The sequence below is a fragment of the Alexandriicola marinus genome (genome assembly GCF_004000435.1).
In the GTDB taxonomy this organism is placed as follows: domain Bacteria; phylum Pseudomonadota; class Alphaproteobacteria; order Rhodobacterales; family Rhodobacteraceae; genus Alexandriicola; species Alexandriicola marinus.
Genome location: NZ_RBVZ01000011.1, coordinates 43,223 through 54,764 on the forward strand (window position 1 = coordinate 43,223; position 11,542 = coordinate 54,764).

At 64.7% G+C, this 11,542-nt stretch carries 15 protein-coding genes; 3 read left to right on the top strand and 12 right to left on the bottom strand.

Annotation, left to right across the window (positions count from 1 at the left end):
- Positions 1-3: 3 nt before the first annotated feature.
- The 12 genes from EP376_RS19275 to EP376_RS19325 all read right to left on the bottom strand — a co-directional run bounded on the left by EP376_RS19275 (position 4) and on the right by EP376_RS19325 (position 10,007).
- Positions 4-558 carry an HK97 family phage prohead protease gene (locus tag EP376_RS19275; protein WP_127657265.1) on the bottom strand — a complete coding sequence of 185 codons (555 nt, stop codon included), beginning with the start codon at positions 556-558 and terminating at the stop codon, positions 4-6.
- A 14-nt stretch (positions 559-572) separates the two neighbouring features.
- Positions 573-803 carry a GTA head formation protein, RCAP_rcc01685 family gene (locus EP376_RS19280; protein ID WP_127657266.1) on the bottom strand — a complete coding sequence of 77 codons (231 nt, stop codon included), beginning with the start codon at positions 801-803 and terminating at the stop codon, positions 573-575.
- Positions 793-1,992: a phage portal protein gene (locus EP376_RS19285; protein WP_127657267.1), complete on the bottom strand. Its 1,200-nt coding sequence runs from the start codon at positions 1,990-1,992 to the stop codon at positions 793-795. Before EP376_RS19285 ends, EP376_RS19280 begins: the two co-directional genes overlap by 11 nt.
- Positions 1,993-2,116: 124 nt before the next feature.
- On the bottom strand, positions 2,117-3,361 hold the full coding sequence (locus tag EP376_RS19290) for a DNA-packaging protein (RefSeq protein WP_238928914.1): 1,245 nt from the start codon (positions 3,359-3,361) through the stop codon (positions 2,117-2,119).
- A 46-nt stretch (positions 3,362-3,407) separates the two neighbouring features.
- The gene (locus tag EP376_RS23070) at positions 3,408-3,743 is read right to left on the bottom strand and encodes a hypothetical protein (RefSeq protein ID WP_164745000.1); all 336 of its coding nucleotides are present in this window, start codon (positions 3,741-3,743) and stop codon (positions 3,408-3,410) included.
- 236 nt (positions 3,744-3,979) lie between these two features.
- Positions 3,980-5,146 carry an endolytic transglycosylase MltG gene (gene mltG / locus EP376_RS19295; protein WP_127657269.1) on the bottom strand — a complete coding sequence of 389 codons (1,167 nt, stop codon included), beginning with the start codon at positions 5,144-5,146 and terminating at the stop codon, positions 3,980-3,982.
- Positions 5,146-6,405: a beta-ketoacyl-ACP synthase II gene (fabF, locus tag EP376_RS19300; protein WP_127657270.1), complete on the bottom strand. Its 1,260-nt coding sequence runs from the start codon at positions 6,403-6,405 to the stop codon at positions 5,146-5,148. Before fabF ends, mltG begins: the two co-directional genes overlap by 1 nt.
- Positions 6,406-6,560: 155 nt before the next feature.
- Positions 6,561-6,935 carry a hypothetical protein gene (locus EP376_RS19305; RefSeq protein WP_127657271.1) on the bottom strand — a complete coding sequence of 125 codons (375 nt, stop codon included), beginning with the start codon at positions 6,933-6,935 and terminating at the stop codon, positions 6,561-6,563.
- A 149-nt stretch (positions 6,936-7,084) separates the two neighbouring features.
- Positions 7,085-7,318, bottom strand: coding sequence for an acyl carrier protein (locus EP376_RS19310; protein WP_127657272.1), 234 nt, complete (start codon positions 7,316-7,318; stop codon positions 7,085-7,087).
- A 216-nt stretch (positions 7,319-7,534) separates the two neighbouring features.
- A complete protein-coding gene (fabG, locus tag EP376_RS19315; protein ID WP_127657273.1) occupies positions 7,535-8,272 on the bottom strand; it encodes a 3-oxoacyl-ACP reductase FabG in 738 nt (245 codons plus the stop codon).
- 14 nt (positions 8,273-8,286) lie between these two features.
- Positions 8,287-9,216 carry an ACP S-malonyltransferase gene (gene fabD / locus EP376_RS19320; RefSeq protein WP_127657274.1) on the bottom strand — a complete coding sequence of 310 codons (930 nt, stop codon included), beginning with the start codon at positions 9,214-9,216 and terminating at the stop codon, positions 8,287-8,289.
- A 131-nt stretch (positions 9,217-9,347) separates the two neighbouring features.
- On the bottom strand, positions 9,348-10,007 hold the full coding sequence (locus tag EP376_RS19325; RefSeq protein WP_127657275.1) for a hypothetical protein: 660 nt from the start codon (positions 10,005-10,007) through the stop codon (positions 9,348-9,350).
- Positions 10,008-10,277: 270 nt separating this feature from the next.
- On the opposite strand from EP376_RS19325, the gene rpsF reads away from it, so the two are divergent.
- Genes rpsF through rplI form a run of 3 tightly spaced genes read left to right on the top strand, consistent with a single transcriptional unit; the run spans position 10,278 to position 11,530 of the window.
- Positions 10,278-10,631: a 30S ribosomal protein S6 gene (gene rpsF, locus EP376_RS19330; RefSeq protein WP_127657276.1), complete on the top strand. Its 354-nt coding sequence runs from the start codon at positions 10,278-10,280 to the stop codon at positions 10,629-10,631.
- A 32-nt stretch (positions 10,632-10,663) separates the two neighbouring features.
- Positions 10,664-10,891, top strand: coding sequence for a 30S ribosomal protein S18 (gene rpsR / locus EP376_RS19335; RefSeq protein WP_127657277.1), 228 nt, complete (start codon positions 10,664-10,666; stop codon positions 10,889-10,891).
- A gap of 12 nt (positions 10,892-10,903) precedes the next feature.
- A complete protein-coding gene (gene rplI / locus EP376_RS19340; RefSeq protein WP_127657278.1) occupies positions 10,904-11,530 on the top strand; it encodes a 50S ribosomal protein L9 in 627 nt (208 codons plus the stop codon).
- Positions 11,531-11,542: the final 12 nt, after the last annotated feature.

Here is an 11,542-nt window from a genome sequence, read left to right on the forward strand (position 1 = left end):
GCGTCACGCCCGGTTCAGCTCGGCCCGCGCCTCGGTGAAGACGTGTGCCAGTTCACGAAGATCGATCGCCTCGGGGTCCTCCCCCTTGGCCGCGACCCGCGCCTCGGGAAGCATCGGGAACGTCACAAGCGACACTTCCCAAAGCTCCAGCTCAGACAGGCGCCGCAGCCCCGTGTCATCCTTGCGGGCCCGGATCGTGCGATATCCGATCGACAGCCCGTCGATCGCCTTGGCCGCCAGAAGTGCCGCGGCCTCCCGGCCCTTGGTGATCGTCGTCAGGATACGGCCTCGGACCCACAGGCCCGTTGCATCCTCGCGCACCTCGTCCCAGACGCCGATCGGCTGGGTCGGATCATGCTGCCAGAGCATCCGAACCTTGTCGCCCTTGGCCCCCAACCGCTGGAGCGAGGCCGCATAGGCCCCGGGCTCCACCACGTCGCGCCCCTTGTCCGTGCGCCCGAAAAGCGAGGCATAGCCCTCGATCACGACAGCATCCTCAGTCGTCTCGGCAACCGTCAGATCCTCGCCCAGCCGGGCGAATTTATGTTCCAGTTCCATCCTCGTCCCCTTCTTCACGGTGCCACCGCCATGATCGATTGCACCGCCTGTGCAAGGATCACGCCCGCCACCCCATAGACCGCCAGCCACAACCGCCGCTCCAGCCGCTCGATCACCTGTTCCAGCCGGCTCAGCTGCGCGGCCATCTGCCGGAATTGCAGCTCAGACACTCTCTCGTGCGCCTCGATCCGCATGCCCGGCGCACAGGCGAAATTCCCGGGCAGGCGCGGCTTGTCATGCGTCATCGGTATCGTCCTGCCGCGCCGGCAAGCCCAGGATCGCGCGCTTTTCCGCTATGCTGAGAAAGACCGCATCACTGACCCGCCGCCATTGCGCGTCGCGCTCCTGCGCCAGTGCCGGAACCTGATCCAGGTCAGGCTTCAGCGTGAACCGCAGCCCCTGAAAATCGCTCAGCCAATCGGCCAGCGCGCTCACAACCCGGCTCGCCAGCGGCAGAACCGTCAGGCGATAGAATGCCCGGTTCGCCTCCTGGTAGTTGGCATAGGTCGCATCGCCAGGAATGCCCAACAGCATCGGCGGCACACCAAAGGCGAGAGCGATCTCGCGGGCGGCGGCCTCCTTTGTCTTCTGGAATTCCATGTCCGACGGAGAAAAGCCCATCGGCTTCCAGTCCAGCCCGCCTTCTAGAAGCATCGGCCGCCCCGCATTCCGCGCGCCTTGATGCTGCGTCTCCATCTCCGACAAGAGCCGGTCATATTGATCCGCGCTCATCGAGGCCTGCCCATCCGCGCCGCGATAGACGATCGCCCCGGACGGCCGTGCCGCATTGTCCAGCAGCGCCTTCGACCAGCGCGACGCGGCGTTGTGCACGTCAATCGCGCTCGCCGCCGCCTGGATCGGCGAAAACCCGTAGTGGTCATCCTGCGGATGAAAACTCCGGATATGGCAAACCGGCGTCACACCATCGCCCACGCTGAACCGGTGCTTGCGACCGCCGACGTTGTATTCATAGGCCACCGGCCAGCCGTCTTGCCCCGGCACAAGCGACATCCTGTCCGACCGCAGCACATGCAGCTCGATCGGCAAGCCGGTCTCCGTCGCCGCGGCGCCCACCGCCTCCACATAGCCATTCCCGCTCAGCAGGATCTGCCCATACAGCGCCTCCAGCAGCTCGGCCCGTCCCTGCACGCCGTTCGGGCGCGCCAGAAGTTCCAGCAGCGGGTGCACCTCATAGCGCTGCTCGGCATCCTGCATCACCAGCGGCAACGCCGCCGCGGCCTCCGCGATCAGCCGGACCGCCCGAAACCCCACCGGATTGCCAAGGAATCCGGCCCGCGTCAGCGATACGGTATCCCGCGGGCTCCACGCCACGCGCCCCGCTCCGCCCCATGCCATCACCCGACCGGCGGCCGATGCCTTGGTTTCCGTGGGCGCCTCGGTCTCCGCCTCGCCGCGCTTGCCAAATCCGAACATGCCGTGCTCCTCGTTGCCTCGTGGGGGCGTTTCGTCGTGCTGAGGGGATCATGGGGCATCGACCTGAAGATGATCCTTCCGCCCCGCGCGGTGGCCCCCGCCCCGCGCAACACCGCTCAGGGGCCTAGAGGCTGCGCATCCGGGGCCGGCTCCAGCTGCGCGCAGGTTCTATGATCCCCTCGTAAAGCGCCCAGACAAGCGCATCCACGCGGTCCGGCGATCCCGGCCCGGCGAAACCGGCCCGCGTCATCATCAGCATCTGCTGTTCAAGCTGCGCGAGCCCCCGCAGATGATGTACGCGACGCTGCTCATAAAGCGCCGCCGCAGGCTCGGCCCGCGCGGCCTTCGACCGGCTCGCATGAACACCCCGATAGGGGATCATCGGCGCGACCTGCCGAAGGATCGTCTCGACCATCTCGCCGCCCTGGTTGACCTCGGCGACAACCCGGTCGGCATCATGCCGATGAAAGGCATCCACGGCCGCCTGCGCCCAGCCGACAGGAGACTTGCCCGCCACGGTCGCATCCTCGATCACCCATGCGCCCCATTGTGACGGGTCGCCCGCCTGAACGATGCCCACCACCACGATCCCGCATTCATCAGAGGTGGACTTGCCCGTCACCGGCGGATCGACGGCGACGATCACCCGGTCGAACTGCTCCGGCCGCTCCCGGCGCGCCGCATCAAGTGTCTCCACGGTCCAGAGCGCGCCCTCGGGCTCGGTCAGCAACACACCGTCCAGCTCCTGCATCCCGAGGCTGGTGCCCGCATAGCGCCGTTCCACTTCGCGCAGGAACGCCTCGGGCAGGTTCGCACGGTTGGCCTTGGTGGCCGCCTGCGTGATCGCCGTTGACGGCGCATCAAGAAGTGTCTTCAGCGCGGCCACGTTGCGTGGCGTCGTCGTGACACAGGCCTTTGGGTCGTCCCCCAGACGCAGGCAGAACTGGATCATGTTCCACGCCTCGTCAGCCCTTTTCCACTTGGCCAGCTCATCGGCCCAGACCAGATCGAATTGCGGCCCGCGCAGGCTGTCCGGATCATGCGCCGAAAAGGCATGCGCCATCGCCCCGTTGGGCCAGATCAGCATCCGCCTGCTCGCGATCCATTGCGGGCGACGGTCCGGCGGCGTTGCCGCCATGATCCCGCTTTCGCCAAAAACCATCACCTCGCGCACCTGATCAAGCGTCTCGCCGATCAGGCCCACGCGCGCGGCTCGGCCCGGATCACCCGGTCGCGACCCTTCGACATGCGCCCGCACCCATTCCGCGCCCGCCCGTGTCTTGCCCGCGCCGCGGCCTCCCAGCATGATCCACGTCCGCCAGTCGCCGTCGGGCGGCAGCTGATGCTCCAGCGCCCAGAACTCGAACATGTAGGGCAAGGCCCGAAGCTCCGCTTCGGTCAGCCCGTCAAGGAACTCAGTCTGCCTCGCAACAGGACCGGAGGCGAGCCAGGCGGCACCCGATGTCGTATCGTACGGTCTCGAAATCGATCTCGTCGGACCATGAAGATCGATCCTGCTTGGCTTTCCAGTCATTGAACCTTTGCTCCGTCTCGAAGGCGCGCTTCAGCGCGTATTCCAGTTCCGCCTGCTTTGCCGTCAGCTCCTTGAGCGCCGTGGCATCACCTTTGCTCACGCGGCGCAGCAAAGCCGCAAGCGTGCCGCTGACACTCGTTAGAAGGATCAGGCTTTCGTCATACAAACGCGCGGCATCGTCGGTCCGCGCGTCCTCGGTCAGGTCGTCTTCGGTCATCTGCTCTCGCCCGCATTGCCTCCGGGGGCCCGATGGACCACCCCGCGAATGCCTTGGCCGGCACCCGTCATTGACGATCAGACTGACTGGAAGTGTCTAAGGAATCCGGACCCCACCGCGCGGTCGCCGACGATCGCACAGGGCAACGGTCCCTGGCTCAGCCAAGGCATGGATCGGTTCAGCGGTTCAGCAGCGGTCCTTGAAAAGCTTCGGTCAGCGCAAACGGAGCCTTGCCATCAATTCGCGCTGTCGCGCTCGGCCTCCAGCGCGCGGTAGGCCGCGACGTTGCGATTATGCTCCTCGAGCGTGACCGCAAAATTATGCCCGTCGGCCGGGTCCAGCGTCTTTGCCACGAAGAAGATGTAATCCGTCTCCTCCGGGTTCAGAACGGCCTCGATGCTGGCCAGCCCCGGATTGGCGATGGGCGTCGGCGGAAGGCCCTGAATGACATAGGTGTTGTAGGGCGTCTCGGCGCGCAGCTCGCTCTGGCGCAACCCGCGCCCAAGAACGCCCTCGCCACCCGTCACGCCATAGATGACCGTCGGGTCCGTCTGAAGCCGCATCCCCTGCCGAAGACGGTTCTCGAACACGCTTGCCACCGTGCGCACCTCGTCCACGCCGCCCGTTTCCTTCTCGACGATCGACGCGAGGATCAGCGCCTCCTCCGGTGTTTCGATCGGCAGGCCGTCGACCCGGTTGGACCAGGCATCGGCCAGCCGTTCGGCCTGGGCGGCCAGCATCCGGTTGACCAGAGTCTCGACATCGGTGCCCGGCGCAACTTCGTATTGATCTGGCGCCAGCATCCCCTCGGGTGGCAAGTCCTCGATCTCGCCTTCAAGGATATCCAACGCGTTCAGCGAGGTGATCACCTGCCAGACGGTCGTGCCCTCGACGACAAGAATGTTGAACTCGGTATCCGGCGCCTGCTTGGCCGACAGGTATGCCTCCGGCGGTTCTTCCGACAGGGGCTCGAACCGGGCCATCTCCACGAACTCGCTGGTCGCGGGATCCAGATCGCGCACCCGGGCGATCGTGCGGGCCACACCGATCGTATAGACAATCTGCGTGCCGCAGGTGCTCGCGCCAGACGCGGTTACCTGATCGACGATCTCGGCCATCGATGCACCCGGCTGAACCAGGAAACTGCCGGCTTTCAGATCGGCCGACTTTTCCGAATAATCCGCGCCCAGCCTGAAGATCGACGCCGACGAGATCGCGCCCTGCGATTCCAGCCGTTCGCTGACCCGGCGCATGTTCGAACCGCTTTCCACGCGCAGACAGATCGCCTCTTCCAGCGGGCCCTCGGCCTGATAGCTGTTCACACCCCACGTCACGAGCCCTGCCAGCAGAAACAGGACGACGATCAGAAACGTCAGAGCGTTGGAGGCGATATGACGCCACATCAGCCGGTCGCTCCGAAGATGACGCTCGCATTGGTGCCGCCAAAGCCGAAGGAATTCGACAGCGCCACCTTCACCTCACGTTCCCGCTTGGCATTCGGGGCAAGGTCGATCGGGCTCTCGACCGCCGGATTGTCGAGGTTGATCGTGGGCGGCGCCACCTGATCGCGGATCGCAAGGATCGAAAAGATCGCCTCGATCGCGCCTGCCGCCCCCAGAAGGTGTCCGGTCATCGACTTGGTCGAGGACATCGTCACCTTCCCGGCCGCGTCGCCCATCATACGCTCGACCGCGCCCAGCTCGATCACGTCGGCCATGGTCGATGTGCCATGTGCGTTGATGTAATCGATCGCTGCAGGCTCCAGCCCGGCATCGGCCAGTGCTGCCCGCATCGACCGTTCGGCCCCGTCGCCATCCTCGGATGGCGCGGTGATGTGATAGGCGTCGCCCGACATGCCGTAACCCAGCACCTCGGCGTAAATCTTGGCTCCGCGCGCCTTGGCGTGTTCGTATTCTTCCAGAACGACGATGCCCGCGCCCTCGCCCATGACGAACCCGTCGCGATCGATGTCATAGGGTCGGCTCGCGGCCTTGGGATCATCGCTGCGCTTGGTCGAGAGGGCCTTGCAGGCGTTGAACCCGGCGATCCCGATCTCGCAGATCGCGGCCTCGGCCCCACCGGCCACCATCACGTCCGCCGCGCCGTACTTGATCATCCGGCTGGCATCGCCAATAGCATGAGCCCCCGTCGAACAGGCGGTCACCACCGAATGGTTCGGGCCCTTGAAGCCGTACTTGATGCTCACCTGACCCGAGATCAGGTTGATCAGCGCCCCGGGGATAAAGAACGGCGACACGCGCCGCGCGCCCTTTTCCTTGATAAGAAGCGCGGTGTCGGCAATGGATTTCAGCCCCCCGATCCCCGATCCGATCAAGACTCCGGTGCGGTTCTGGCCTTCCTCGTCCTCGGGCATCCAGCCCGAATCCGTGACCGCCTGCTGCGCGGCTGCCACGCCATACAGGATGAAATCATCGACCTTCCGGGCATCCTTGGGCGCCATGTAGGTGTCGGGATTGAACGTGCCATCGGTGCCGTCCCCGCGGGGGACCTCGCAGGCATAATCGGTTGCCAGATGACTGGCATCAAAGCTTCCGATCGTCCCGGCTCCCGATTGCCCGTCCAGAAGACGCGACCACGAGGCCTCCACGCCATCGGCAAGCGGAGTGACAAGGCCCAGTCCAGTGACAACGACGCGGCGCATGATGGCTCTCCAAGCTGCTCTCTTCCTCGCCGACCTGATACCCCGTGCAGGGCCGGAGGGGCAAGTGGTGCCGGTCGATCGCGCAGCTCGGAGCGTATTACCCGGATCGAACCTCTATCTCGGGGCGCGGAACAGCCGTCGCTTGCCCGTCGCGGCTAGGCATCACGGCGATCGAACACCGACCTGTCCAGCATCAGCCCCACAAGCGCGACCAAGGCCCCGCACAGAGCGATCCACCCAAAGAACCAGAAATCGCCGGCAAGCGCATTCTCGGCGTAAGAGGCGGCAAAAACCTGCTTGCCGAACCGCGCCGCGGCGGCCGCCGCAACCAGCAGGACGATCATCGTGATCAAGCCCGTGCGCCTGCGCCACAGGCCCAGACAATATCCGGCTGCGCCCACGAGGATGCCCAGCGCAGGTGCGGTGAAATCCGACCAGAACGGATGCGCACCCAGCCGCGCAAAAAGCCCCAGTTGACCGGCCAGGAGAATCGCTGCCGCCGCGAGGGCCAATCCCCAAACTCGTCTCATGTCTCAGGTCCTTTCCAGAACGATCAGACAGAGTATCGGGTTGGATGTCCCATTGTGCAAAACGCGGTTGCGTGACCGCGCTGCAACGCAAGGGCCCAAACGAAAACGGCGCCCCGAAGGGCGCCGCTTCGCTGGTCTGTCGACCGAATTTACTGGGCCTCGGAGATGAACTTCACCGCGTCACCAAAGGTCTGGATGGTCTCGGCGGCGTCATCCGGGATCTCGATGCCGAACTCTTCCTCGAAAGCCATAACCAGCTCGACGGTGTCGAGGCTGTCGGCGCCAAGATCATCGATGAAGGAAGCGCTGTCCGTCACCTTGTCTTCTTCGACACCAAGGTGCTCAACAACGATCTTGCGTACGCGGTCTGCGACGTCGCTCATATCAGGTCCTCACGTTCATTTCGGGCCGAGCGCCCGCATTTTCTTTGCCCCCGAGGGGCGGCTCCTGGCCCCGAGAGGCCCTAACCGATCAGCACCCAGATGGGGCAGCCTCCGGAAAATCAAGCTGGCCTATAGCAGAGTTTGAACAAGACGCAAACGCTTTCGGCTCGCTCGCGCCCGATGGGTCAAAGGACCCGCAGAGCCTGCCCGCGCGGCTCAGTACATGGCCATTCCGCCATTCACATGCAGGGTTGCGCCGGTGACATAGCCAGCCTCGGGGCTCGCCAGATAGAGGACCGCTGCCGCGATCTCCTCGGCCTCCCCCATCCGCGCCATCGGCACCTGGCCGAGGATCGCGTCCTTCTGGCTGTCGTCCAGCTTGTCGGTCATCGCCGTCGTGATGAAACCGGGCGCCACGCAATTGACGGTGATACCCCGGCTTGCCACCTCGTAAGCGATGGATTTTGACATGCCCACCATGCCCGCCTTCGACGCGGCATAATTCGCCTGCCCCGGATTGCCCGTCGCCCCGACGATGGACGAGATGTTGACGATCCGCCCCCAGCGCGCCTTCATCATCGGACGGATCACGCCCTTGCACAGGCGCATGGTCGAGGTGAGGTTCACGTCCAGCACGCTCTGCCACTCATCATCCGACATGCGCATGAAGATGTTGTCGCGGGTGATGCCCGCGTTGTTCACGAGGATATCGACCGACCCCATCGCCTCGATCGCCTGCTTGGGCAGCGCAGTCACGGCCTCGGCATCGCTCAGGTTGCAGGGCAGGACATGCGCCCGCTCTCCCAGGTCCGCCGCCAATGCCTCCAGCGGTTCGACCCGCGTGCCAGAAAGCGCCACCGTCGCCCCCGCCCCGTGGAGCGCCTTGGCGATCGCGCCGCCGATACCGCCGGACGCCCCGGTCACAAGTGCAGTCTTTCCTGTCAGATCAAACATGTCTGAGCCTTTCCTTACTCGGCCGCCAGTGCGGCGATATCTTCGGGTGTCCCGATCTGCCGGGTCGCGATGTCCTTGGCGATCCGACGGATCATGCCGGACAGCGCCTTGCCGGAGCCAACCTCCCAGATCTCGGTCACGCCCTGACCAGCCATCCACTCGACGCTTTCGCGCCAGCGAACAGACCCCGTCACCTGCTCGACCAGCAGGCGCCGGATCTCGGTTGGGTCGGTCACCGCCTGTGCGGTCACATTGGCGACCAGCGGCACAACGGGCGCGCCAATCTCGACATCGGCCAGCGCCGCGGCCATCACGTCGGCGGCGGGCGCCATCAGTTCTGAATGAAACGGCGCGCTGACCGGAAGGATCATCGCACGACGTGCGCCACGGGTCTTGGCGATCTCGACGGCGCGTTCAACCGCGGCCTTGTGGCCCGACACCACGACCTGACCGGGGTCATTGTCATTGGCCGCCTGGCAGACATCGCCCTGCGCCGCCTCCTGCGCCACTTGCGTGGCGGCCTCGAAATCAAGGCCCAGAAGCGCCGCCATCGCGCCTTGCCCCACGGGGACGGCCTCCTGCATCGCGGTGCCGCGTATCCGTAACAGACGCGCCGTATCCGCGAGGCTGACCGCCCCTGCGGCGCACAGCGCGGAATATTCACCCAGAGAATGCCCTGCCACGAACGCGGCATCCGTCACCGCGTGGCCCTGCTCCGCCAGAACACGGATCGCCGCGATCGATGTGGCCATCAGCGCGGGCTGCGCATTCTTCGTCAGGGTCAGCTCTTCGATTTCGCCCTCCCAGATCAGTCGGCTCAAAGGCTCTCCCAGTGCCTCGTCCACCTCGTCGAAGACATCCCTTGCGACCGGATAGGCGTCGGCAAGGGCCCGCCCCATCCCGATCGTCTGTGCGCCCTGCCCCGGAAAAACCAATGCCCGCATATGCTGATCCCCTGTCTCCCGCATTCCGCCGAACGCTCTATCGCCTCGCGCCACGCTTCACAAGAACCGGGCCACAACGCAAAAGCCCCGGCGATTGCCGGGGCAGAGCCGTTCGCGAACATGTCGGGCGGTCAGGCCAGACGCATCATCACGCCGCTGACATCATAGGGCGCAGGGTTGGCAGATGGCGCCGCGACCATCAGGTCGCGCCGCAGTCGCTGCCGCAACCGGTCGAGCGCGTCGATGCTCCCCGAGGCCACCTTCACGAGGGCAGAAGCCTCCTCGCTGCGGATCACCAGTTCACCCCGGCGACGCGGGGTCTCGGCCTCGCCTTCCGCGTCGATCGCCACTTCCGCGACGATGTCAAAACCATGACGGCTCAGCAGCGTCGGCCGGCCCGCACGGTTGGTCACGACCTCGCGGACCTCGGCCAGCCGGGTATCCACGTGGATTTCGGTCGCGGTCCCACGGCTGGCAAACCAGAGTAAGAACCCGCCCGCGATCGTCGTCAGCGTCGAGGCGCCGAACTTCATCCCGATGATCGGGCCATGGATCAGAGAGTCGGGCATCAACCACAGACCCAGCGTCGCGATCACCATCGCAACGCCGATCACGAAGGCAAAGCCCTGCATGAGATGCACAAGGACAGGTGTCCGCGCGGTCGAGCGCACGATATAGCCCCAGTAGGTATCCTCGACGACGAACCCCATCGATTCGGTGCGGTGGGCATCCAATGCACCGATCCCGTGCTGCACATTCTGTCTGATTGTCTTTCCCGATCGGGCAAACATCGCACCCCTCCTTGAACCTGTGTCCTCAAAGACCCTACGGTTCTCATGGGGGAATAATCTGGGCGCTGCCGGGGCATTCTTCGGGTGTTATCTGGGCAGTCGCCCATACCGCGGTGCAGGAGTGCGCAAACCCCTTGTCACGCGGGGTCCGACCTGTATAAGGCCCCATCCCTTCGCGACGTTTTATGAACCGCGCAGACTCTCGTGATCGGGGTGCGGAGGGACGACCGCCCCGGTCTATGAAATGCGCCGAGACAAAATGGAGCTCACATGCCGCTTTACGAGCATGTCTTTATCGCGCGTCAGGATCTGTCCAACGCGCAGGCCGAAAGCCTCATCGAACATTTCGGAACGGTCCTCGCCGACAATGGCGGGAAGGTCGTCGAGAATGAATACTGGGGCGTCAAGACGATGGCCTACAAGATCAACAAGAACCGCAAGGGTCACTATGCCTTCCTGCGCACCGACGCCCCGGCGCCGGCCGTTCAGGAAATGGAGCGCCTGATGCGGCTTCATGATGACGTCATGCGCGTCATGACGATCAAGGTCGATCAGCACGAGGAAGGCCCCTCGGTCCAGATGCAGAAGCGTGACGAGCGCGACAGCCGCCGCGAACGCCGCTGAGCCGGACCAGAGACAAGAAAGGATAAAGACAAATGGCAACCAAACCGTTTTTCCGCCGCCGTAAGACCGATCCGTTCGAAGGTGAAAACGCACCCAAGATCGACTACAAGGATACGCGTCTTCTTCAGCGTTACATCTCCGAGCGTGGCAAGATCGTGCCCAGCCGGATCACCGCCGTCGGCGCCAAGAACCAGCGCAAGCTCGCCAAGGCGATCAAGCGTGCCCGGTTCCTCGCGCTTCTCCCCTACGCCGTGAAATAAGGAGACCGACCCATGGACGTCATCCTTCTCGAACGCGTGGCCAAGCTTGGCCAGATGGGCGAAGTCGTTTCCGTCAAGGAAGGCTACGCCCGCAATTTCCTTCTGCCCCAGGGCAAGGCAATGCGCGCCAACGACGCCAACATGGCCCGTTTCGAAACCGAAAAGGCCCAGCTCGAGGCACGCAACCTCGAAACCCGCAAGGAAGCCGAGGCGATGGCCGCCAAACTTGATGGCCAGCAATTCGTGATCATCCGCTCCGCATCCGATTCGGGCGCGCTCTACGGCTCCGTCAGCCCGCGTGACGTGGCCGATGTCGCCACCGAGGAAGGCTTCTCGATCGATCGCAAGCAGATCGTTGTGCAGGGTCCGATCAAGGAACTGGGCCTGCACCGCATGACCGTGGCGCTTCACCCCGAGGTGGAAACCACGATCGAGATCAACGTGGCCCGCTCCGCCGAAGAGGCCGAGCTTCAGGCTTCGGGCAAATCGATCCAGGAACTGGCCGCCGAAGAAGAGGCCGCCGCCGAGTTCGAAATCCAGGAGCTGTTTGACGATATCGGCTCCGCCGCGGACGACGATTACGGTGACGATGCACCCGCCGCATCCGAGGCCCGGGCCGACGACGGCGACGACAGCTGATCACCGGTCTGT